This is a genomic window from Phaeobacter sp. G2 (assembly GCA_025163595.1).
GTDB lineage: Bacteria > Pseudomonadota > Alphaproteobacteria > Rhodobacterales > Rhodobacteraceae > Pseudophaeobacter.
In genome coordinates this window covers 1157017-1179349 of record CP104100.1, presented here as the reverse complement: position 1 = coordinate 1179349, position 22333 = coordinate 1157017, and the positions used below count along the sequence as shown (strand labels likewise).

The 22333-nt window shown below is 56.4% G+C and carries 19 protein-coding genes, 1 tRNA gene and 1 pseudogene; 10 read left to right on the top strand and 11 right to left on the bottom strand.

The annotated features are described in order from the left end of the window. Positions 1–19: 19 nt before the first annotated feature. Together N1037_05735 and N1037_05730 are read right to left on the bottom strand one after the other, a co-directional pair. The gene (locus tag N1037_05735) at positions 20–745 is read right to left on the bottom strand and encodes an SDR family NAD(P)-dependent oxidoreductase (protein UWS80523.1); all 726 of its coding nucleotides are present in this window, start codon (positions 743–745) and stop codon (positions 20–22) included. Then, entirely contained in the window at positions 745–1509 is a 765-nt protein-coding gene (locus N1037_05730) for a DUF1365 domain-containing protein (protein ID UWS80522.1), read from the bottom strand. The genes N1037_05735 and N1037_05730 overlap by 1 nt, the downstream gene beginning before the upstream one ends. Before the next feature lie 120 nt (positions 1510–1629). Between N1037_05730 and N1037_05725 the strand changes: the two genes are divergently transcribed. From N1037_05725 to N1037_05700, 6 genes are all read left to right on the top strand, one after another. Next, the gene (locus tag N1037_05725; GenBank protein ID UWS80521.1) at positions 1630–2979 is read left to right on the top strand and encodes an FAD-dependent oxidoreductase; all 1350 of its coding nucleotides are present in this window, start codon (positions 1630–1632) and stop codon (positions 2977–2979) included. Then, a complete protein-coding gene (locus N1037_05720) occupies positions 2918–4075 on the top strand; it encodes a cyclopropane-fatty-acyl-phospholipid synthase family protein (protein UWS80520.1) in 1158 nt (385 codons plus the stop codon). Before N1037_05725 ends, N1037_05720 begins: the two co-directional genes overlap by 62 nt. Next, entirely contained in the window at positions 4068–4562 is a 495-nt protein-coding gene (locus tag N1037_05715; protein ID UWS80519.1) for a hypothetical protein, read from the top strand. The genes N1037_05720 and N1037_05715 overlap by 8 nt, the downstream gene beginning before the upstream one ends. Further along, positions 4562–5785: an MFS transporter gene (locus N1037_05710; protein ID UWS80518.1), complete on the top strand. Its 1224-nt coding sequence runs from the start codon at positions 4562–4564 to the stop codon at positions 5783–5785. Before N1037_05715 ends, N1037_05710 begins: the two co-directional genes overlap by 1 nt. Further along, positions 5785–6330, top strand: coding sequence for a DUF3833 domain-containing protein (locus N1037_05705; GenBank protein UWS80517.1), 546 nt, complete (start codon positions 5785–5787; stop codon positions 6328–6330). The genes N1037_05710 and N1037_05705 overlap by 1 nt, the downstream gene beginning before the upstream one ends. A 219-nt stretch (positions 6331–6549) precedes the next feature. Next, positions 6550–6627: transfer RNA gene (locus N1037_05700), tRNA-Arg, on the top strand. A 10-nt stretch (positions 6628–6637) separates the two neighbouring features. On the opposite strand, the gene N1037_05695 is transcribed toward N1037_05700, so the two are convergent. Further along, positions 6638–6931, bottom strand: coding sequence for a site-specific integrase (locus N1037_05695; protein ID UWS80516.1), 294 nt, complete (start codon positions 6929–6931; stop codon positions 6638–6640). 1232 nt (positions 6932–8163) lie between these two features. Here N1037_05695 and N1037_05690 point away from each other — a divergent pair. The 3 genes and pseudogenes from N1037_05690 to N1037_05680 all read left to right on the top strand — a co-directional run bounded on the left by N1037_05690 (position 8164) and on the right by N1037_05680 (position 14915). Next, a complete protein-coding gene (locus N1037_05690) occupies positions 8164–9345 on the top strand; it encodes a hypothetical protein (GenBank protein UWS80515.1) in 1182 nt (393 codons plus the stop codon). Then, positions 9338–14461 carry an AAA domain-containing protein gene (locus N1037_05685; protein ID UWS80514.1) on the top strand — a complete coding sequence of 1708 codons (5124 nt, stop codon included), beginning with the start codon at positions 9338–9340 and terminating at the stop codon, positions 14459–14461. The genes N1037_05690 and N1037_05685 overlap by 8 nt, the downstream gene beginning before the upstream one ends. A 255-nt stretch (positions 14462–14716) precedes the next feature. Next, positions 14717–14915, top strand: a pseudogene (locus tag N1037_05680) (IS3 family transposase). 45 nt (positions 14916–14960) lie between these two features. On the opposite strand, the gene N1037_05675 reads toward N1037_05680, so the two are convergent. From N1037_05675 to N1037_05660, 4 genes are all read right to left on the bottom strand, one after another. After that, positions 14961–15227, bottom strand: a complete 267-nt coding sequence (locus tag N1037_05675; protein UWS80513.1) for a hypothetical protein — start codon at positions 15225–15227, stop codon at positions 14961–14963. Positions 15228–15476: 249 nt separating this feature from the next. Next, entirely contained in the window at positions 15477–15764 is a 288-nt protein-coding gene (locus N1037_05670) for a hypothetical protein (GenBank protein ID UWS80512.1), read from the bottom strand. 27 nt (positions 15765–15791) lie between these two features. Next, positions 15792–17279, bottom strand: coding sequence for an NAD(P)/FAD-dependent oxidoreductase (locus N1037_05665; protein ID UWS80511.1), 1488 nt, complete (start codon positions 17277–17279; stop codon positions 15792–15794). A gap of 11 nt (positions 17280–17290) precedes the next feature. Next, entirely contained in the window at positions 17291–17752 is a 462-nt protein-coding gene (locus tag N1037_05660) for a cupin domain-containing protein (protein UWS80510.1), read from the bottom strand. A gap of 189 nt (positions 17753–17941) precedes the next feature. On the opposite strand from N1037_05660, the gene N1037_05655 reads away from it, so the two are divergent. Further along, the gene (locus tag N1037_05655) at positions 17942–18895 is read left to right on the top strand and encodes an AraC family transcriptional regulator (GenBank protein ID UWS80509.1); all 954 of its coding nucleotides are present in this window, start codon (positions 17942–17944) and stop codon (positions 18893–18895) included. 48 nt (positions 18896–18943) lie between these two features. On the opposite strand, the gene N1037_05650 is transcribed toward N1037_05655, so the two are convergent. From N1037_05650 to phnC, 4 genes are read right to left on the bottom strand one after another with little or no spacing between them, the layout of a single operon-like run. Further along, on the bottom strand, positions 18944–19846 hold the full coding sequence (locus N1037_05650) for an HAD hydrolase-like protein (GenBank protein ID UWS80508.1): 903 nt from the start codon (positions 19844–19846) through the stop codon (positions 18944–18946). Between the two features lie 58 nt (positions 19847–19904). Further along, a complete protein-coding gene (phnE, locus tag N1037_05645) occupies positions 19905–20717 on the bottom strand; it encodes a phosphonate ABC transporter, permease protein PhnE (protein ID UWS80507.1) in 813 nt (270 codons plus the stop codon). Beyond that, positions 20714–21508 carry a phosphonate ABC transporter, permease protein PhnE gene (phnE, locus tag N1037_05640; protein UWS80506.1) on the bottom strand — a complete coding sequence of 265 codons (795 nt, stop codon included), beginning with the start codon at positions 21506–21508 and terminating at the stop codon, positions 20714–20716. The genes phnE (N1037_05645) and phnE (N1037_05640) overlap by 4 nt, the downstream gene beginning before the upstream one ends. After that, positions 21505–22278, bottom strand: a complete 774-nt coding sequence (gene phnC, locus N1037_05635; GenBank protein ID UWS80505.1) for a phosphonate ABC transporter ATP-binding protein — start codon at positions 22276–22278, stop codon at positions 21505–21507. Before phnC ends, phnE (N1037_05640) begins: the two co-directional genes overlap by 4 nt. Positions 22279–22333: the final 55 nt, after the last annotated feature.

Here is a 22333-nt window from a genome sequence, read left to right as displayed (position 1 = left end):
GCGAAATGGCGCGGCCCGCCTATTTGCCGCGATAGACCAGCCAGTCGGGCAGCAGCGTCAAGGCCTTGATGGCCCATGAAAACGGTCGTGGGAAATCGGTGCGAAACCGCCGCGTTTGCATGGCCCAGAGCACATTCTCCGCTGCTGTCTCTGCGGACATCAACTGCGGCATTGAAAAATCGTTCATGTCAGTCAGGCGCGTTTTGATAAAGCCGGGATTAACAATGCGAATGGTGACACCGCTGCCGCGCAGATCGTGGCGCATCGTTTCTGCCAGGCTGATCAGCGCTGACTTGCTTGCCCCGTAGCCAACCGCTGCAGGCAATCCCTGATACCCCGCCAATGATCCAATCAACGTGATATCACCGCTCTCCTTTGCGACAAATTCAGGTAGGATATGGCCCAACACCCGCACAGCGCCGGAAAAATTCACCTCCAGCATGCCCAGGGCTGTCTGGCTGTCCCATTCCTGGCTGCGCATCGGGGCATAGGTGCCCGCGTTGTAAACCACACCATCAATCGGCCCCAGGTTTTTTACCGCGTCCTGCACCGAGGTCGCATCGGTCACGTCCATCGCCAGCGGTGTTGCTGATCCAAGAGCCCAAGCAAGCTGTTGTAACCGCTTGCCAGATCTGGCGGACAGAACCACATGCGCCCCCGCATCAACCAGCCCCTTGGCAATCTCCCGCCCCAGGCCTTCGCTTGCGCCGATCACCCAATAGGTCTTTCCCTCCAGCGTGCTCATTATCCAATACTCGACGTCTTGCTGTCAGAAATCAGCGGTTTCGGGGGTTCTGGCTTGCGCAGGAACGGCGCGCCCTTGAGCTTGAGCTTCAGGGCTTGCCAATAAATCAATGCCACAACCCGCACCGCACCCAAAGGACGGCGAATTGCCACCCTGGCCAGGCCCGCCGTTGTTGCTGGGGTTCTCAATCCATTCAAAGTGGCCAGAACCCCCTCGTCTCCATTTTCATATGAGATGCGGATATTGAAGGCGCGTTCGGTCATACCAAAGTTGAAGAGATACCGCCCGGCGACCTGCTGAAACGGCGACACATGCATCAGTTTCTCTGCCTCGATCCGGTCAGATCGCTTGATGGGGCGGAAATCGGAATGGGCGCAAAAATAGCAGTGGCGGTGGCCAAAGGTGTTGTTCACTTCTGCAATAAACGCCCGCGGTTCCCCATCAATCACGGCGATCCAAAAGCTGACAGGGTTGAAGTTGAACCACAAAAAGCTCGGCTGGGTGAGAAGCAACAGCTGCGCCTGCTCTACAGGAAAGCCGCGCTGTTGCAGTTCATTGCGAAACCACACAACCCCCTGCCCCTGCCCACGCGGCCCACCATGGTGATGGTCGTGCAGCGAGAACAGATTAAAGCGGTTGCGCGACAAAAGCGGTGGCGCCGCTTGGGTCATATCCGTCAACACATAGTCGACCCCATAGCGAAAGGCGTTGGCCAGGCTGCCACGGCGGCTGTGATAGGTTTGGGCTGATACAAGTTCAATCATGTGACCATTACGGAAAACATCGGCCTCTGGATCACCGCGCTGCGAATTTCCTTTATCAAAAGTGATCCGCTTGCCGATCCCCCCCGTATTCCTTGAAACATAATCACACATGAGGACCGCATGTTGGACCAAACCCAAGGCCCGCGCCGCAAAATAGCGATCATCGGAGGTGGCATTTCTGGACTGTCAGCAGCCTACTATCTGTCCGCCACCCATGACGTGACCCTATATGAGGCGGCACCGCGTTTGGGGGGCCATGCGCGCACGGTTTTGGCAGGGCAGTATGGCGATCAGCCGGTCGATACAGGTTTTATCGTTTTCAACTACGCCACCTATCCCTACCTCACCCGCCTGTTTCGCGACCTCGACGTGCCGGTGATCAAAAGCGAAATGAGCTTTTGCGCCAGTATCGACGATGGCAGGATCGAATATGGGCTCAACAGCCTTGCAGCGATCTCCGCACAGAAACAAAACCTGGTCCGGCCGCAATTTTACAAGATGGTGCTGGATATCTTGCGGTTTGGCAAAGAAGCCGAAGCGGCGGCGACGGATGACAGCAAAACCATTGGTGAACTGGTGGATGAGCTGGGGCTTGGGACCTGGTTCCGCGATCATTACCTCATGCCCATGTGCGGCGCGATCTGGTCTACGCCGGTGACCGATGTGGATGCCTTTCCGGCAAAGTCCCTGGTCAATTTTTTCCGCAACCACGCCCTGCTGGCCGGGACCGGACAGCACCAGTGGTGGACGGTCAAAGGCGGTAGCATCGAATATGTGCGCCGACTGGAGGCGGCCCTGCTGGCACGCGGCTGCAAAATTCATACAGGTTCACCAATCCAAACGGTAACCAGAGATACGCGCGGTGTAAGCCTGACGCCGCAGGAGCAATACAGCCAGCGCTTTGATGAGGTCGTCTTTGCCTGCCATTCGGATCAGGCACTACGCATACTGGGGCAGCAGGCCACAGCTGCTGAAAAAGCCGCCCTGGGCGCGATCCGCTACCAATCCAATACGGCCGTTCTACATTGTGACCCAGGGCAGATGCCCAAACGTCGCAGCTGTTGGTCCAGCTGGGCGTATCGCAGCCAGGATGGGGGAGTTGGCGTGACCTATTGGATGAACCGCCTGCAGAATATTCCCGAAAGCGACCCGCTGTTTGTGACCTTGAATCCGACGCGGCCCATTGCCGCCGACAAGGTCTATGACCGGGTTGAGTTCGCGCACCCGGTCTTTGACCAGGCGGCGCTCGGGGCGCAGCGCGATCTGCGTGGCCTGCAGGGCCAGAACAACAGCTGGTTCGCGGGCGCCTACAACCGTCACGGCTTTCACGAAGATGGCATCGCCAGCGCTATGCGTATTGTTCGCATGATGAATGCGCCCTCACCACTGCTTCACAAAGGATCCCAGCATGACATTGACGCACAAGGCGATGAAATCGCAATTCCTGGAAACCTGCGCGCGACTGCGTGAGGGCCGACTGACCCTGCGGACCCCCGACGGGGAGCGCTATCAGTTTGGGGATCACGGACCAGAGGCCGAAATGCAGATCCGCGATTGGGCAGCGGTCTCTGCGATGGCAGCGCATGGTCAGGTGGGATTGGGTGAGGCCTATGTTCAGGGACTGTGGGATACCCCCTCGATTGAGGGGCTGATGTCGCTTGCCATGATCAACCGCGAACATCTTGGCAGTTATGACCAGGCCAGCCCGTTCAACCGCGCCAAGTTTCGTCTTGTGGACAGGGTGCTGCGGGCCAATTCCAAACGTGGCTCCCGCAAAAATATCCGCGCGCATTATGATGTTGGAAACGAGTTTTACCAACTCTGGCTCGACGAAGGCATGACCTATTCCTCAGGTATTTTTGGCGAAACCGGCGATGATCTGGCCCAGGCACAGTCACGCAAAAACGAACGGGTCTTGTCCCGTCTCACCACCGGCGAACGTGTGCTGGAAATCGGCTGTGGGTGGGGTGGCTTTGCAGAACAGGCCAGCGCCGAGGGCCGCGATGTGACAGGCGTCACCATTTCACGCAACCAGCACAGCTATGCCGATTGCCGTCTTGATGGCCGCGCCGACATTCAGCTGCGGGACTACCGCGATGTGCAGGGAACATTCGACAATATCGTCTCTATCGAGATGATCGAAGCGGTGGGCGAAAAATACTGGCCCAGCTACTTTTCGGCCCTGAAACAGAACCTGTCGGCAGGTGGCCGCGTCATGCTGCAGGCCATCACGGTACCGGATTCGTTTTTTGAAACCTACCGCACCTCCTCCGATTACATCCGGCAATATGTTTTCCCCGGCGGCATGCTGTTGTCGGATCGGGTGATTGAAAGCCAGGCCACTGCGGCGGGCCTGCAGGTGAAAAACAGTTTTGCCTTTGGCCAGGACTACGGCAAAACCTGCCGGATTTGGGCTGAACGTCTGGTCGCGCAGCAACGCAAGATCAAAGAACAGGGCTATGACGAAGGGTTTTTCCGCAACTGGCAGTACTACCTTGAAATCTGCGCTGCCTCCTTTGCGATTGGGCACACGAATGTCGTCCAGGTCGAGCTGGCCCATGCGTAGCCTGATACTCGGCCTCTGCATCTGGCTGGCGCCGTTTGTTGCGGCAACCAGCCAGGCCAGCAACCTGCCAAACGGCGCCGAGCAACGCGGCGAGGCAGCCTTTAGGTTTCTGGGACTTCAGATCTACACCGCGCGATTGTTCACCAAAGGCGGCCTGCCCCTGGACTGGTCGCAGGATTTTGGTCTGGAGCTGACCTATAAGCGCAATCTCAGCCAGTCTGATCTGGTAGAGGCCACCCTGCGCGAAATGGACCGCATGGGCAATGCCCTGCCCATTCGCGGGCAGCTGGAAAACTGTTATCAGGCTGTCCGCCCAGGGGACACATATCTGGCCGTCAGCAACGGCCCGGACCAGCTCACCTTCTGGCGCAATGATGTGGCGGTTTGCACGCTGTCTCATGCGGGTATCAAAACCCGGTTCATGGAGATCTTTCTGGGTGAAAACAGCCGCTCGGAGCGCTTTACACAGGCGCTGCTGGGGCAGTGATGCTGTATCCAAGGATTAGCCTTTATGCCCTGATGCTGGCCAGTGCCGGGATCCCTTTGTACATTCACTTGCCACAGTATGCCGCCACCGATCTTGGCATCGGGCTTGGGGCCTTGGGGGGTGTTTTGCTGGCCATCCGGCTGTTTGATCTGGTGCAGGACCCGCTGATCGGCTGGGCCGTGGATCGATGGCCGCAAAAGCAGTCCAGCTTTGCTTGGCTCGCCGCCGGTGGGCTGGCCGTGGGGTTTCCGCTTTTGTTTGGACTACAAGCCAGCCCCTATGTGTTGGCCAAGATGATCCCCATCCTGTTGCTGCTGTTCTCCGCCTACAGCCTGGGTATGATCTTGCTCTATGGGCGCAGTACTACCCTTGCCAAATCTGCTGAACCGCGTGCTGTAATGACGCTGGCCGCATTCCGCGAAAGCGGCATGCTGATCGGTGTGATTTTGGCAGCGATTGCTCCGGCTCTCTTGGTTGGCATGGGGGCTGCGGGACAGGGCTATGGGGCATTTGGCCTGCTGCTGGGTGCAGTGGCAATCGTCACCGCCCTGCTGACCAGACCGGTCTGGTCACAGCCTGCGGTGGCCGGTCGCCCCCTGAGCTATGCCTCCCTGTCCCAGTCCGGGGCCACCAGTCTGCTGATCCTGGCGGTCCTGAACAGTCTGCCGGTGGCCCTGACCTCCACCTTGTTTCTGTTTTTTGTACAAGACTACCTGAACTTACCAAAACTGGCAGGGCCACTGCTGGTTCTGTTCTTCCTGTCCGCCGGTCTCAGCGTGCCCTTGTGGACCCTGGTCAGCCACAGGATCGGAGCCAAAGCCACGCTGTTGATCGCCATGCCTTTGGCCATTGCCAGCTTTGTCGGAGCCGGGTTTCTAAATCCGGGAAACGCCTATGGCTTTGCTCTGATCTGTCTGGCGTCAGGGGCGGCGCTGGGGGCGGACATGCTGCTGTTGCCTGCCCTGTTCAGCATTGCCCTGACCAAAGCAGGCCTAAGCGCGGGAACGGCCTTCGGTATTTGGTCCTTTGCCGGAAAACTTGCCCTGGCCCTTGCAGCCGCAGTCACTTTGCCACTGCTACAGGCATTTGGCTTTACCCCTGGCACGCACAACACGCCAGAGGCGCTGTCGGCGCTTGTCGCGGCCTATGCGATCCTTCCTTGTGTCCTGAAATCCGCAGCCTTTTGCTATGCTCTACGGCTGCCCAGTGAAAGCTCCTCCTGATGAAATTGCTTGTCGCCTGCCTCGTGATCTTTCTTGTGGCCATAGTTGCCAAAACCTACCTCTTTAGTTTCCGGTTCCAATCACCACAGGATTACGCTGGAACCGGCCCGCAGTTTGATCTCAAGACCCATCTATCTGGCGAGATCCTGTCCGAAGGGTTGATCTTTGGCCCAAATGGCAAGATGACCAACAGCTTTGTAGCAAAAATGGTCGGCACCTGGGACGGGGACACGGGCACCCTGAGCGAAGAATTCACCTATTCCAATGGGAAAACCCAAAGCCGGAAATGGTATCTGACCCTCGGACCAAACAACACCTTTACCGCCACAGCTGATGACCTGGTGGGAGAGGCACAGGGAGTGGTTTCCGGGTCAACCGTCCGCTTGCGCTATGAGATCATTCTTCCCGAAGATTCCGGGGGACACACCTTGCAGGCCACAGACTGGATGTACCTTACCGCCGATGGCGCGATCATGAACAAGTCAGAGATGCGCAAATTTGGCCTGAAGGTCGCGGAACTGGTCGCGACAATGAGACCAAACTAAAAACCGCCCAAGCCATGGCCCCAGATTGAAGGTCATGCAGAATTTTCAAGGCACCTCTGAAACGGCGACCCCAATTGAAACGACAGCCCTAATTGTCGCCGGCAGTCTGTTGCCAGCGGGTAAGGTTGCGAACGTAAATTCTTTTTTTCGGGCCGCCATTCCATTTCTCTAGCAAGTTGACAAGGCAGAGGATTTGACTGATACAGCCGAGACAAGTGCGGGCCGTTAGCTCAGCTGGATTAGAGCAGGGAACTTCTAATTCTCAGGTCGGGGGTTCGAGTCCTCCACGGCTCGCCATTTCCTCCCATTATTCCCGTCCTTTCATATGCTTATCTGCGATCTTGGCGAACTTTCCTGTTCGGTTCGTCACATTTTTATTTCCGTTTGGGCGGGCAATCAGCTTTTCCATTGCAGAATTCGCCAATGCTTCGCGACCGGCTGCTTCGGTATAGAGCTGCACCAAAGCCAGTGTTTTGTGGCCGGTTACAGATGCGATTTCATGCGTGGTGGCTTGGGCCTCTGCCAATCTGCGGGCACAGGCTTTACACAAGCCATGTGAGCTGCATTTGGGCAGGCCTGCTTCATTGCACCAGTCCCGCATCGCATTGCCCAATCCGGCCGCAGAGCGTATATTGCCATTGCTTGTTGCCAGCTAGGACCCGGCATCCAAGACTTCTGCCAGATCGGCGTGAAGGGGGATGCTTACCTTGATACCACCCGAACGGGATGTTTTCTGACGGCGATATTCAATTCGGTCGCCACGCAAGTTTTCAGGACCAAGTTGCACGGCATCCACGCGGGCCGCGCCAGTGTAGAGCATCAAGGTAACTGCTTGGTGGGCCAATGTGCCGGGTTTGTAGACCGCAAAAACTGCGCGATCTCTTTTTCTTCCCAAGAATGAAAACCAGTCCCGGTGTTACAATAGGGTTTAGTCGCCCGAACGGGATTGTCCCCACGCCAATCCAAGCTGATAGCGTGATCCAATAGCTGGATCAATCGCTTGCGAAGGTTATTCGCTGCGGCAGGGGTTTCCGCTTTTTCCGCAAGCATCGCCTGGACGTGGCGGCGTTCAACCAGGCCCGATAGCAGGCCGTAGACTTGCACAGTTCGGACTCACAAGGTCCGGATACGACCCAAGTAAGCCACGCCGTTTCCAATGGCGATCGTCGAGGCTTCAAACCCCAGCACACTTTCACCGAAGGGCACGACATTTAACAGAACCGTCACGACAAGTCCGTTCACGAAGGCGCCCACGAATGCGGTTGGTGACTCCGCATAAACCTCGCGGAACCGGACGTTCGCCAACCCGACTGACACCGGTGGATAGGTCCGTGTTGTGGAGAGTATCACGATCGCAATGCAATATAGCATCCCCGACGCCATTATGAGGCGGCAACGCCGACCTCAAAGAGAACCATGAACCCGATGAGACCGAAATATACCCTTGAATTAACGGCCACAGGTAGAGAACATTAGTCGTGACGAGCAAGAAAGCCATGATGTGGTGCACATCAGCCTTTTGCTTGCACTGTGCTGAAACTGAAACAACGCCTTCCCTGCTGCCTTCCAGCCACCGACAAATGCTAGTTATTCGCGGCAAGAACAGACCTCCGAAGCTAGAATATCCGTCCGTTCGTAGTTCACACTGGTCTGAACGTTGCTGGGCCTCTGCGCGATTATTGCGAAAATTGGGCAAGACTGGGACAGTTGTCCCCGGTCAGGAGCCTCTTGCGGCTTGATGATGGTTGGTCAGTTCCTTATTGCCATGGGTGGGCAATATTATGCTCCCTTCATTTTTGACCAGATCATTCAGTTCTTACGCGAGAAAAGCCTTTGTCCGAAATCCCGCCATTCCTGAATTACCACAACGCGCTCGCCGATTTTTTGCAGCACGAAGAGGCCGATATCTGGGCCTGGTTTGCCTCTGACAAATTGACAGAACAGGCCTTTGATGAAAACCGACTGATGTTGCTGAAAAATGCAGTGCGATTGGACGCAGGGTCGCATGACAGATTGTTTGCTATCGCGGGCGAAGTGAAAGAAACGCTTGCGATTGACGTGCCGCTCAACCTTTTTCAGGGCACGGGAAGTCACCGGAATGCTGCGTTGATCTATACTCCCAATGAGATCAACATCATGTTCGAGGGCGAGACCATTGATATCCTCAGCGACGCTGAGTTGCGCAGCCTGCTGGGCCATGAGATGGCGCATTACCTGCACAAGACCCGCGAGGATGGGCGGTATTTCACGGCTGATCGGATGCTGGGGTGGATTTGCGGGGAAAACGGATCACACCCTGCGCATCTGCAGTCGCTCTGGCTGTCGCAGATCTATCAGGAGATTTTTGCTGACCGGGTCGGGCTTATGGTCTGTGAGGACCGGGATGCAGCAATTTCCTTGCTGATCAAGGTTGGGTCCGGGCTGAAGAAGTTTTCGGTTGAAACCTATCTCGAACAGGCCGCGGAGGCGCTTGATCTGAACAAGAAGGACGGCTCGCAGGGGGGGACACATCCCGAAACCTACATCCGTGCGATTGCTCTTGCCGATTGGGCCAAGGACAAAGAGACCGCCGACGCGCGTCTTCCGAAGTTGGTGGAAGGTGATGATCGGTTGGAACGGCTGGACCTGCTGGCGCAGCGCAAACTGACCGATCTGACGCGCCTGATGATCCAGAAATTTCTGAGCGCCGATTGGGCTCAGTCTGAGGAGATCGAGGCGCACGCCCGCGCCTACTTCCCAGATTTTGACCGCACAACGATCCCATCCGAAGACACGGACCTGTCCCGCCTGACTGAGGCAAGCGAGGATGTGAAGGATTACATGGCATCGGTTCTGCTAGATTTTGCAGCGGCGGATCCGGATCTTGAAGACGACCCCTTGTTAGAGGCAATGCAGTTTGCCGACAAGTACGGGCTGTCGGATGCGATTACCCCGCGCATCATCAAGGACCTTGGTGTGCCCAAGAAAAAGCTAGCGTCACTGCGCAAGGCGCTTGTGGAGGTGCCCAATGATTGATGTTGCCAAACATGGTTTCTTTGAGCTTCTTGAAAGCTGGAATGAGACGCATTCAATCGGGAATGAGGACCTGTTGGCCGCCGTTTTACCCCTGATGCAGCAGGTCGCAGAGGCGCATGATGCCGGGCAAGTGGCTCCGTTGTTTCCCCTGGCTAAGCTAAAAACGGATCATGGCCATCTGTTCTTTATTCAGTCGGAAGCAAGAGCACCGGCATCGGCCCGCGCAGTTCGCAGCCGCAAGGATTTGCAGGCCAAGAGCGGCATCAAGGTCGTGAGTGAGCTCAGGGTGACTTCTGATGATGCGATCGGCACAGAAGTGCATGACGCAAAAGTTGCAGAGGATGCCGAAGCCAGCCCGTGTTTTTTGACCCAGTACCGATCCTGGGAAATCGAAGCGGGCCATCACGACCCGATCACTGATATCTATGGGCTGGGAATGATCATCGGTTCGCTGGCGACCGGTCTTGACTTTCGGCAGAAGGAGCAGCTCGAAACCTTTACCCGCTACCGCAGTGATCTGGCCCAGTTGAACAATCGGCTTAGCCCGGTGATCTGTCGCGCAATCGAGCGCATGACAGAGTTGGAACGGTTTAACCGAGCACAGGACATGCCCACCCTGATCCGCGCGTTTGAAAACCATCGCATGATCGGGTCGGTTTTTGACAATGAACTGACAACGAGCGCTTCATTCGGGGCAGAGGCCGATTTGCCAAGAGGTGAGTTGCTTAAGCGTTTGCGCGCACGGCTATATGATATGACCAGGCGCAATCGGCTGATCTACCACAAGCCTGTCTCGACCGAATTGAACCTGACAGAAACTTCCGTGCCTTTGGTGATGAATTTTCAGGCGATCAAATCCGAAGACCTGTTCACCGCCGATGGCCGTGCCATGCAAATGCTGCTGTCGGGCAAAGAAGTTGCCTTGCGGGATTACATTCGATTTGAAGAGATGCAGTTTGCGCCATCAGTCCTGTCCAAGCTACGCTCAGAAAGTGCGCGGGTTGCGCGGGAATATGGCGCAGCTCCACTACGCTTGGTGCCCGTATTCCTGCGTTGGTATGATTTGAAGAACGACCCGCATGTGCCGATTTCCTCGCCGCTGCTGTTGCTGCGGGCAGAATTGAAGCGCCGCAAGGGGGTAAAGGATGTCTTCACCCTAAAAGCGCTTGATACAGTGGCCGAGGTCAATCCAGCGTTGTCCTTTGCGCTGGAAAAGCTGTTTGGCACCAAACTGCCCAGAACGGTGGATATGTCCCAACCGGAGGCTCTGCAGGATCTCTATCAACTTATCGAGACCCAGATTTTGTCCAGCGAGCCCGGTGTACGCCTGGAATATGCCGACAAACCACGCATCAAGGTATTGCACCAGAAGGTGCGCCGCCGACTAGATCAGTTTAACAAGCGCCGCGTTGGCATGGTTAAAGGCAGGCGGGCGCGATCTGGGTTGCGCTATTCCTATGAGCATCCGGGGTTTAACCCGCTGGGGCTACAGCTATTCAAAGAATATGTTACCCCCGCACAGGCTCCCAATCAGGCCGTGATGGGGCGCGCACTTCCGCGGATGTTCAGTACCTCTCACGTGGTCGACCCTGCGATGACAGAACGTGAGGCGACAACCTTTTCTGCGGCGCAGGACACTGATGGACGCTTTAACTGGAGCTTTGATCTTTGCTCGGTAACCCTTGCCAACTTTAACTATCGAAAAATGTCGCTGGTGCGGGATTATGATTCCGTCTTGGCAGGTGAATTGCCGCCAAATGCGACCTTTGATCTGCTCTTCAATGACCGCAATTTTGATACCGGCAGCATTCCCAGCCTGCCCAAACCGGAACACCGCTATCCAGTCATCGAAATGGATCCCAGTCAGGAAAAGTCGGTTCTGAATGCCCGCAGTGGGGAAAGCTATGTCATTCAGGGCCCGCCGGGTACGGGCAAATCACAGACCATCACCAACCTGATTGCGGACTTCATCGGGCAAGGGAAACGTGTGCTGTTCGTTTGTGAAAAACGCGCCGCTCTTGATGTGGTGTTCAACCGTTTGACGGGTGTGGGCCTTGGGGCTCTGTGTAGTCTTGTGCACGACAGTCAGCAAAACAAGCGCGATTTCATTCAAGAGCTGGAAGAGATCTACACGCGCTGGACCAGTGAAGCTCGTCCAACGACCATGGCCATGCTGACGGATGAACGTACGGCACTGCTACGACGTATTTCAGAAGCGCTGGCTGATGTGCGCGTGCACATCAAGGCCATGTCCTCCGCGGCGGTTGGGACCAATGAAGCGCTTTATTCCGTGATTGACCGCGCGCTGAGCGCCCCTGCCATGGGTTTGGATGATAATGATCGGGACCTGTTGCCTGATCTGTCCGATTGGTTGGAGTATGAGGATGCAGTAGATCGCGCGCTGACCGGAACCAAAGGCTTGGCAGGGGGGCAATGTCTGTCACAACGGCCCGAAAGACTGTTGACCCCGGCACTTTGGGCGGATGACAAGACCCTGGATCAGGTGCCGGAACGAGCCGCAAATCTGGCGTCACGCGCCAAGCGGTTGAGCGGGATAGATGCCGATCTGTTTGGTGAGATCACCACCACGGGTGCTGGCTTTGCGCAAATTCAGTTTGCTGCGCGCGTTGCCGCAATGGCGGAGGTGGGACAACTAGGCCTGCTGGACCCTGCAAGCCGCGAAAGCCGCCGGTTCAAAGGCGAATTGCGTCTGGTAGAGGAGAAAAAGCGTGCCTTGGCTGCGGCAACTGAAAAAGCATCCGCCTGGACCGAGAGACTGACCCCGGATGAAACCAAAACAGCGCTGCGGCTGGCGCAGGACAAGGAAGGCAAGCTCCTGTCATTCCTGTCTGGCCCTTGGCGGCAATTGAAGAAAACCATTTCGGCACGCACCCGGACGGTGGATGCCGCAGTTGCACCCTCTGTGGTTGATCTTTTGTCGCAGCTTGATGCTGAACATACAGCCAAAGAGGCCCTGGCTGAAACCAAGCGGCAAGCTGCTGGGCGATATGGATTTGACGATTTTGGGGCCCTGTCCAAACTGGTCGCAGAACGGGCCGCAGGGAGGATGGCAGAAGGAGCCGCAGCAGACCCGATCCTGGCCAAGGTGGTGAGCGATCCGGCCAATTCGGAGCGTCAGGTGCTGGCTTTGGCCCGCCACGCTCCGGTGGTCGAAGGGCTGTTGGAAGAGGCAACCGGTCTGATTGATGGGCTGGATACATTGGCATTGTCTGATTTGGCCCCGGCGCTTGATGCGCTCGCACTAAGTCGGCCGCATTTGCGTGATCTGAAGTTCATGTTGCAGCCGCTGGCAGAAGCGCCTGCATCGATCTGGCATTGTTTGCGCAACCTCGATTTACCCACAGATCAGTTGCACGCAGAAATCCTGTCAGAGACGGTGCGCCGTAGCCTGCTCCAGACCCCTGGCCTGACAGCTATTGATCATTCCATGCTGGAACGGGCGCGCACAAAGATCGCAGAAAGCCGGAAGGCGCTTCAAGAGGTCAATGCGTCCTTGCTGGAACTGCGCGCTATGGAAACCTTTGACAGCCATATCGCGTTGACTGCTGAAATGGATCGCAACCTGTCGATGGAAGACCGGGCGCGCAAATCATCCTATGCCAAGGCGCGTCGGGCATTAGAACATGAATTCAAAAAGACCCGCGCCTATCGGTCGCCACGTGAAATGTTAGGTGGTCCTGCCGGAGCATTGATACCGGACATCAAGCCGATCTGGTTGATGAGCCCGCTTTCTGTGGCGGATGTCCTGCCACTTGATTCCGATCTGTTTGATGTGGTGATCTTCGACGAGGCATCGCAAATTCCAGTAGAAGATGCGGTGCCAACATTGATGCGTGCGCCGCAGATCATCGTTGTGGGAGATGAGATGCAACTGCCGCCGTCGAGATTCTTTGGCAGTAGTGACGCTGCCGAGGAGTTTGATGATGCTGAAGAAGATCTCAACTTTGAGTTGGAGCAGGACAGCTTTCTGACCCTTGCGGCGGAACGGTTGAAATCGACCATGCTCAGCTGGCACTATCGATCGCGCAGCGAGGAGCTGATAAGCTTTTCCAACGGGGCCTTTTACAATGGGCAATTGTTGACCATTCCGGCTACACACAACCGGCAGCAGCAACCTCAGATCGATGTGTTGGACGCAGGAGCTCCTCCGCTAACCGCATCCGAGGTTTTGGCGCGTCCGATTTCCTACCATATGATCAATGACGGTGTTTATGCCCTGCGGCGAAACGCCGAAGAAGCGCGCTATATCGCCCATCTGCTGCGCGACATCCTTGCTCAGAAAAGTCAAAAAACCATTGGCATCGTTGCCTTCTCGGAGGCGCAGCAATCCGAGATTGAAAATGCTTTGAGAGATCTGGCACGTACTGACAAGGACTTTTCTCGCAAGCTCGAAACTGAATTTGAACGCGAAAGAGATGGCGAATTCATCGGGCTTTTCGTAAAGAACCTCGAAAATGTGCAGGGCGACGAACGAGACATCATTTTGCTGTCGATCTGCTATGCTCCGCCGGAAAATGGCAAGATGCGGATGAACTTTGGCCCCATCAACAAGGTCGGAGGCGAAAAGCGTCTGAATGTCATCTTTTCGCGTGCGAAGGAAAACATGATCGTTGTGTCGTCGATCACCTCCGAGCAGATCACCAACGACTATAATGCAGGTGCCAACGCGCTGAAGACTTTCCTGCGGTATGCGCAACTTGCCTCAACCGGAGATAAGCAAGGAGCAGGTCTGGCGCTTAAGGCGGTGATGAGCAATGCGGACCGGAGCGAAAAACCTGTAAATGCGGCCGCAGAACAGATTGCCGCAGCCTTGCAAGAGCGCGAATTTGTTGCGGTGGTCAACCACGGCATGTCCCGCTTTTGCGTCGATGTCGCCGTCCGCCAGGCAGATGAAGCCGACTTTAAGCTGGCCATTCTGATCGATAGCAAAGAGACCTATGCGACCCATGCCACTTTAGAAGTTTTGACTGAACGTGCCATTCTGCTGGAAGCTTTTGGATGGAAGGCTGTGACCGTCACCTTGCGGGAATGGCGGGACAATCCTACGGGGGTTGTTGAAGTGGTAAGGGCGTACTTAGAAGGCGAACCTAATTGAATGCGGAATAAGGCTTCCATCAGCCTCGCGCTGAAAAGGGATGTTTCTTATGAGAAGGTCCGAACATTTCGATGCCCAAATCTCGCAGTTCGCCTGCAAAAAAATCTGGAAAAATGACCGAAACATACAGCGTTGCGAGCGAGCCTAGGATGAAAGAGACCTGACCTAAGTAGGTTTAAAACAAATATTGTGACCGTGTCACTGAAGGTCCGCTTTAGGAAAAGGGCAAGACTTTGCAAAGTGCGCAACCTGCGCATAAACGGTCTCAACAAAACTAAGCTGGTCCATCGCCAAGGACCGTGGCGCAACATGCAGGATCTGGAAATCGCAACACTCTGCTGGGTCGATTGGTTCAATCACCGGCGCCTGTTCGACCCCATCGGAAACATCCCAAACAGCGGAGGCTGAACAGAACTTCGATGCGCAGCGTGACGTGCTCGATATGGTTGCGTAAAATGAAGCTATAGGTCTCCGGTAAAACCGGGGCGATTCATGTTGCCTAATCGGCCAACTGGCTGCAAAGGGCGGAATTGGGCGATGTCATGCTGTCAAGAATGGTGAAATGGTTGTGACCCTTTTCGACAACCAGATTGGTATCCGCATCCAGGCCATCCCACATCATCGCCAGAAGCTGCGATTGGCGCAAAAATTCTGGCCGTTCCGCGCCACCAACCCAGGCTGTGACCTTGGCCCCAGCAATCGGTCGTCGCAAGGCGGCGCTTTCGGCAGCGGCTTCCGCCTCCGTCAGCTTTAGGGTCGCGTTCATCGCAGTACGCAATAAAGGGCGCAGATCGTGCAATCCGCTGATTGATAACGTCTTTTCAATTCTGGCAGATGTTTTGGGTGGTAGCAGGCTGTCGCAACAGATCATTCGGGTCGCAAGATGTCCCCCCGCCGAATGGCCTACCAGCCGAATGGGGCCATCAACGCGGTGTCCAACGGCCTCGATGGCTGTAGCGATTTGTTTGGTTATTTCTGAAATCCGCGCCACTGGTGTCAGGGTGTAGCTGGGAATTCAGACCACCCAGCCATGCGCCCGCGCGCCTTCTGCCAGATCAGTCCAATAGGATTTGTCCAGCCGCATCCAAAACCCGCCATGCACAAAAACCAGAACGCCACGGGGCGGGGTGTCCGGCCAGATCAGATCAAATACTTCCCGCGCGCTGTCGCCATATGAAATATCGCTGTCGATCCGCACCGGTCCCTTGCGGTAATCTGCAGCGCGCGCTGCCCAGAAACCGGGCAGCGCATCAGAGCCTTTGACATGCCCCATGTTGTTGAAGGCATCATCCCAATCGCGCATGTCACTATACTCCGTTTTTGTCATCCGTTACCCGGCCTGATACTTGGGCGCCGAAGCCAGGAATTCACCATAGGCGTCCGCATCGGGAAACGAGAACTGTTCAGCCAGAGGGTTTGACCGCTTGGTCTTGGTTGCCCCCATATCCGCCAGCAATTCATCAAAATGCTTGAAATGGAACGGGGCCGAACACAGGCCGCCATAGACCTGAGCAGCCGGACGTTCCTTGCGCCGCCAGTTCAGCATCATATCGATATTGCTGTTCATCTCATCCGCACTTGGTTGTTGAGCAAGTTGTCCATCCGCATAGCGCACCAGCCAGTTGGCAATCATTTCCGCCGACAAAATGGTACAGAAACTGGAGTTGAAACCGACAAATCCCACCTCAGGCAGATCCGGGTTCACCGACAGGCGATAGACCCGGTACTGACCGTCGCTTTCCATCAGCTTTTCGCGGTATGCCTCGGGCAAAACAGGAACCCCCAGTTTCCACCCCACGGCCAGAACCGAAACATCACATTTTACCCGCTCTCCGTTGGTGAAGACCACGCTGTCACCTTCATAGTGGTCTATCGACCCCTGAACGAGGTTCAGCTTGCCGGATTTCAGCGTTTCAAAGAATCCCGGCGTGACCAGCGGCAGCGAACAAGAGGCTTCTTTCTCGATCGGTGTATCCGGCACCATGTTCCATTTCTTCAGCCCCAATTGCAGCTTCAGCATGGTTTCCAGCCCGCGGAAATTGGCCCAGACCAGCGGCTTGGTGACTGCGGCAAACAGCTTTTGCAGTGGGCTCCGCCCCCAACTGTTAAACTGCATCTCCTGCGCGCGCATATAGAGCAGGTGTTTGAAGTTGATGCCGCCAATGAAGTAAGGCACCCGCCACACGTTCTTGCGGTAGACCATGGTCACCTGTTTGGCCCCATGATCCGCCGCGTTCACCGCAATATCGGTTGAAGACTTTGAGCCCCCCAAAACCACCACATGCTTGCCCCGTGCGGTCTCTGAATCGGTATACTCCGAGGAGTGCATGACCTGCCCCCCCTGCGCGATAAATGCCTCCTGTCCGGGGTGGGAAATGATGTTCTTATAGGAAAATTGTCCGGTACAGATCGCAACAAAGTCAAAGTCTTGCTTGCGGGTTCGCCCTGCACTCTCCAGCGTCAGCGTCCAGCCCGGCTTGCCATCGGCGCGCCGCTCCATTCCCACCACATCCGTGTGCAGCTGATACAGCCGACCAAGCTTGTGCTTGGCGGCATAGGAGTGGATATAGGCGTGCACCTGCGGACCCTTTGGCCATTGCGGATAGGCATCCGGCATCGCCATATCGGTAAAGCGATACAGCTCCTTTGGGCTTTGTGTTTGCACACCAGGGTAGGAGCGCGACAATTCCCAGACGCCGCCAAAATCGTGACTGCGTTCAAACCCGATGACGCGGTGGCCTTTTTCGTCAAATGCCTTGGCTGCGGCTAGGCCCGCAACACCGCCGCCAATGACGGCAACTGTTTTTCTACTCACCATCTGGGCTCTCCTTACGCCTCTGGGGGTGGCGGCAGAAAGTCCACCTCATGCAGGGCGGAGATACGCACCAGTTCTTCTGGCTCCGTTACCCCATCCAAGGCACAGAACAGATCATAGATCTTGCGCGACGGAGCCACGCCAAAGACGCATTTTGCCTCGGCCCCTGATCGGTTAAAAACTCCATGCGCCAGGCCCATCGGCATGCGGATCAAATCGCTTGGTCCGGCTTTGTTGGGTTTTACATTGCCCTCTTCATAGCCAAAATCCACTTCCAGGTTGCCCTCGACGACCAGGATCCATTCATCCTGGGTCGGATGAACATGCGGCGGGACAAAGGTGTCTGCAGGCACCACCGCGTGCCAGATCATGGCATTGTCCGAGTGCAGTTTGGGGGTGTAAATCTGGCCTACGACGTTCCATACGGCGCCTTCGAGACCTGTGTCGGTTGACGTAACTCCGGCTGTTTCTTTCATGTTATTTTTCCCTGTTATGACAAAATGTCACAAACAGCGTACTGCGCAGTCTCGGTTTGCTTTGTCCAAATTGCGCAAAAAAATGCATTCTCAAAAGTGCTTGCTTTAAGTTTAAAACTTTTTAGGCTGCTTGGGATGGGACCTGTATTCCTAAGCAAATCGGCTGACCCCCTGCGCAGGCACCGCCTGTTGCGGTCAACTGACGTTGACCTTGTGCGCGCCTCAGTAGCTGAACAATTCTGCGATCACGATCTGATCCCAGGTGCCGCGCATGACAGATTTGACGCCTGTCATAGCCAGGCCCAAGGTCAAAGCCTGTCGCTGAATTACATGCGGTATGGCTGTGATGTGACGATCAACCCCGGAGAGCTGAGTGACTTTTATCTTGTGCAAATTCCACTGCTTGGCGCCGCCAAGGTCCGCAATGGACGCAAGACGGTAGAGGCAACACACAGAACCGGGTCGGTTCTCAACCCAACGCGCGACACCCATATGGTTTGGTATGGGGGCTGTGAGAAACTGTTGCTTCAGATTGACGCCACCGCGTTGCACCAGATGGCCGAGCGAATTTTGGGGCATGCGCTGTCTCATCCCATCGTTTTCGACCCCGAGGTCCAGTTGGAATCACCTGCGCTACAAAGCTGGGAAAGAAAATTCCGGGCTGCCGTCTCTGTGGCCGACCAAAAAGGCGCCTTCGGAGACAGCCAGCATAAGCACCAAACCCTGTTCGAAGAGGAATTGATGACAGGGTTTCTGATGGCGCAACCCAGCACTGTGCATCATCTGATGACCCAGGCCCAACCACAGGTGTCGTCACCGCAGATCAATCGCGCCCGCACCTATATCCTGGAAAACCTGACCGATCCGATCACCGTGGCCCAGATCGCAGCTGCCGCAGGCTGCAGTATCCGCAGCTTGCAACTGAGTTTTCAACAAAGCCTTGGCTGCACCCCGGTTGGCTTTCTTCAACGACAACGCCTGAACCATGCGCATCTGCTGGCACAGTCGCTGCCCAAAGACACCCTGGTCAGTGGCATCGCCTATGAAGCCGGCTTTTTTCATCTGGGCCGGTTTTCCATTGCCTACCGTGAGGTATTTGGCTGCTCTCCCAGGGACACCCTGGCGCAGAACCGGTTCTCCTAAGACCCGACAGCGTTAGCGACCCACCGCTCCAGACAGACCACGACGTCTTCAGGTCGTGGCAACCACCCAATCCGGGCGGATCCCAGAACTGCGAATAAAGGGCGCGACATCGTGGCCGCGAAACAAACCGTGATCCGTAATAAGGATGGTGCCAATACCGGCCGCTGCGCCGCCCAGAACGTCGGTGTGCAGCGTATCGCCCACCATGGCGATGCGGTGGCGGGGGATGCCCGCCAGCCGGTTCAGGGCGACCTCAAAGGCATTGCCATAGGGTTTGCCATAGAACGCGGCCCGCAGGCCCGTTTGGGCAATGATGTCATGTGCAATCAGGCCAGGTTCCAACGACAGCCCCTCCTCACGCGGGGCGACCAGATCCGGGTTGGCGACAACCAGCGGCCGGGGGCGGTGGTGCAGCGCCTGCACCACCGCAGCGGTATCAGCCTCGCGCCAACGGGCAGAGGACAGCAGCAGGATCCCACCGGCAGTGTTCAGCAGGTCAGGATTGTCAGCCAAATGGGCAATCCGGGCCGTGGCCGGCGCATCGCTGAAATCATCGCCCTGGGCCGCGGCTGCGGCCCAAACCTGTGACGGTGGCAATGTGGGAAGATTGGCAAAAGCAACATCACGGCTGGAGACCACCTCAGAGGCGTCAAAGTCAAAGCCAAGCCGATGGTATTTTGCCAGAATTTCGCCGCGCGTATAGCTGGCCGCATTGGTCAGAACGATCAGCCGTTTGCCCAAAGCGCGCAGCGCAGCCATCTGCTCCACCGCGCCCTCGATGGCCGTTTCGCCCCGGTTCAAAACCCCAAAGGCATCCAGAATATAGGCGTCAAAATCTGGCGCTGTATCGCTGAGATCGCGCCCGGTGCGGGAATCCTGACAAAAGGCTGCACTGGGCAAGGCTGCCCGCAGGCTCTCATAGCGTTGAAAAGCCCATTTTGTGTCGATCATTGGGGGTGCCTTGAAACTAAATACATCTGGCGGCCAGCAGGACTGGCCGCCAAAAGGCTTATAGGATTTTCTTGCGCATGTAAGAGGAAACCACCTCTCCGAAGACAACAAGCGCCAGGATAGTCAGCAACACCATCGAGACCTCGGGCCAGTTGAAGGTATCAATTGCCCCCTGCAGGATCATGCCGATGCCCCCCGCGCCTACCAGTCCCAGCACCGTGGATTCCCGCAGGTTGATGTCCCAGCGCAGGATCGAAATGGCAAAAAAGGCGGGCATCACTTGCGGCACAATGGCGTAGAGCACGATCTTGAACCGCGAGGCTCCGCAGGCCTCCAGGGCCTCGACGGGCTTGTGATCAATCTCTTCGATGGCTTCCCCCAGCAGTTTGCCCAGAAAGCCGATAGAGCGGAACATGATGGCGACAATGCCCGCAACAATGCCTGGACCAAAGATAGCCACAAAGAGCAGCGCCCAGATAATGGTGTTGACCGAACGGGACGATACCAGGATGAAGCGGCCAATCCACAGGGTCACCCGGTTCGGGGTGGTGTTCTGCGCCGAAATATAGGCAACCGGCAGCGACACCACGACGGCAAACATGGTGGCCAGTGTGGCGATGTTCACGGTCTGCCAGATGGCCTCCAGGATCGACGGCAGATTGCTGGGATCTGGTGGCATCATCCGGCCAAAGAGATCGCCCATTTGTGTCGGCGCGTCCCAGACCCATTCCCAGATTACGTCAATACTGCTGAGAGCCCAGGCCACGATCAGCAGGGTGAACATCAAACCGCCATAGCGCATCAGACGCTGGCGCAGGGTAAAGCGGGACCAATGGTCAAGTGTCTGCTGCAAAGGTTGACTGTCCATCATGCGATCCGCTTTCTGATAAATCCGCTCACCGCCTCTGACACCAGAATGACGCCGACAATGACCATGGTGATGGCCAGGGCAAAATCATAATCGTAACGGCCAAAGGCATTGGCCAGGGTGGCACCAATGCCCCCTGCCCCAACAATCCCAACCACGGCAGAGGCGCGCAAGTTGCTGTCCAACTGGTAGATGCCCAGGCCCACAAGCCGTGGCATGATCTGGGGCATCACTGCGTAGACCAGGGTAGAGAGAAAACCCGCGCCAACCGAGCGCATCGCCTCGACTTGGCCAAAGTCGATCTCTTCGATCCGTTCGGCCAGCAGTTTGGCCACAAAGCCAATGGAATAGACCACCAGCGTCAAGGCGCCGGCAAAGGGGCCAAAGCCAACCGCTTTGACAAAGATGATGGCGACAATCACCGGGTGAAAGCTGCGCGCCACGATAATGATGCCACGCCCCAGAAAGTAGATCGGCTTGATCGAGATATTGCGCGCCGCCATAAAGGCCAGCGGCACCGACAGGGCAATGCCGCCCACGGTTGCCAGAATGGCAATCTTCAGGCTTTCCAGAAAGCCGTCGATCAACAGGCCAGAGCGTTCAAAGTTTGGCGGAAAAGCCCCGTTAAAGATCCGCTGCGCCCGGCGCATCCCGTCAGAGACCCGATCCCAATCAATCGGCAATGTGGCCAGGGTGGCAACAACATAGATGGCAAGCGCGGCATAGATCCCGTAGCGAAGCGTCGGGTTTTTGATAAAAGCCGGCTTGCGCCAGCTGGTTCTATCGGTGCTCATGCCACGGCTCCGACTTCGGCGCGATCCATGGCCGGCACCCCGGCATAGATTTCATCCATTTCAGGCTTGTCCAGCTTGCCCGGCAGGTCATCAAAAATGATCCGTCCGTAGCGCATGCCGACAATGCGGTCGCTGTATTCTTTGGCTTCGGTGACATTGTGGATGTTGATGATCACCGGCAATTTCAGCTCAGAGGCCAGATCGCGCAGCAGTGACATGATCTGCTCGGAGGTCTTCGGGTCGAGCGAGGCCGTAGGCTCATCCGCCAACAGAATTTCTGGGCGCTGCATCAAGGCGCGCACCACGCCGACCCGCTGACGTTCGCCGCCCGACAGCTCATCTGCGCGTTTATCGGCGTAATGGGCAATGCCAACCCGCTCCATCAGTTCATAGGCGTGGCGGATGTCGTCGCGCGGATAGCGGCGGGTCAACGCCGCCCAGGTGGAAATATACCCCAAACGGCCCGACTGGACGTTTTCCATCACCGTCAGACGGTCAATCAGATTGAAGCTCTGAAACACCATACCAATGCGGCGGCGCGCAGTGCGCAACTCGCGGCGGTTCAGGGTGGTGAATTCGGTGCCGTTCAGATCAATGGAGCCTGATGTGGGCTCAACCAGCCGATTGATGCAGCGCAAAAGCGTGCTTTTGCCAGCCCCGGAAGAGCCGATAACGGAGGTCAACTGATCGCCTTCGACGGTCAGGTCTAGCTCCTTGAGCACAGGATCGCCGGAGCCATATCGTTTGGTCAGCTTTGAGATTTTTAGCATTGGGGGTCCTCGGGCATAGCGCAGCCGTGCCAATGGCGCGCGCCGCAGCGGGACG

What these genes read in the sequence shown, in the direction of transcription:
- N1037_05735 (UWS80523.1), bottom strand. Translation starts at nt 745, where the DNA reads ATGAGCACGCTGGAGGGAAAGACCTATTGGGTGATCGGCGCAAGCGAA.
- N1037_05730 (UWS80522.1), bottom strand. Translation starts at nt 1,509, where the DNA reads ATGATTGAACTTGTATCAGCCCAAACCTATCACAGCCGCCGTGGCAGC.
- N1037_05725 (UWS80521.1), top strand. Translation starts at nt 1,630, where the DNA reads ATGTTGGACCAAACCCAAGGCCCGCGCCGCAAAATAGCGATCATCGGA.
- N1037_05720 (UWS80520.1), top strand. Translation starts at nt 2,918, where the DNA reads ATGACATTGACGCACAAGGCGATGAAATCGCAATTCCTGGAAACCTGC.
- N1037_05715 (UWS80519.1), top strand. Translation starts at nt 4,068, where the DNA reads ATGCGTAGCCTGATACTCGGCCTCTGCATCTGGCTGGCGCCGTTTGTT.
- N1037_05710 (UWS80518.1), top strand. Translation starts at nt 4,562, where the DNA reads ATGCTGTATCCAAGGATTAGCCTTTATGCCCTGATGCTGGCCAGTGCC.
- N1037_05705 (UWS80517.1), top strand. Translation starts at nt 5,785, where the DNA reads ATGAAATTGCTTGTCGCCTGCCTCGTGATCTTTCTTGTGGCCATAGTT.
- N1037_05695 (UWS80516.1), bottom strand. Translation starts at nt 6,931, where the DNA reads ATGCGGGACTGGTGCAATGAAGCAGGCCTGCCCAAATGCAGCTCACAT.
- N1037_05685 (UWS80514.1), top strand. Translation starts at nt 9,338, where the DNA reads ATGATTGATGTTGCCAAACATGGTTTCTTTGAGCTTCTTGAAAGCTGG.
- N1037_05675 (UWS80513.1), bottom strand. Translation starts at nt 15,227, where the DNA reads ATGAACGCGACCCTAAAGCTGACGGAGGCGGAAGCCGCTGCCGAAAGC.
- N1037_05670 (UWS80512.1), bottom strand. Translation starts at nt 15,764, where the DNA reads ATGCGCGATTGGGATGATGCCTTCAACAACATGGGGCATGTCAAAGGC.
- N1037_05665 (UWS80511.1), bottom strand. Translation starts at nt 17,279, where the DNA reads ATGGTGAGTAGAAAAACAGTTGCCGTCATTGGCGGCGGTGTTGCGGGC.
- N1037_05660 (UWS80510.1), bottom strand. Translation starts at nt 17,752, where the DNA reads ATGAAAGAAACAGCCGGAGTTACGTCAACCGACACAGGTCTCGAAGGC.
- N1037_05650 (UWS80508.1), bottom strand. Translation starts at nt 19,846, where the DNA reads ATGATCGACACAAAATGGGCTTTTCAACGCTATGAGAGCCTGCGGGCA.
- phnE (UWS80507.1), bottom strand. Translation starts at nt 20,717, where the DNA reads ATGATGGACAGTCAACCTTTGCAGCAGACACTTGACCATTGGTCCCGC.
- phnE (UWS80506.1), bottom strand. Translation starts at nt 21,508, where the DNA reads ATGAGCACCGATAGAACCAGCTGGCGCAAGCCGGCTTTTATCAAAAAC.
- phnC (UWS80505.1), bottom strand. Translation starts at nt 22,278, where the DNA reads ATGCTAAAAATCTCAAAGCTGACCAAACGATATGGCTCCGGCGATCCT.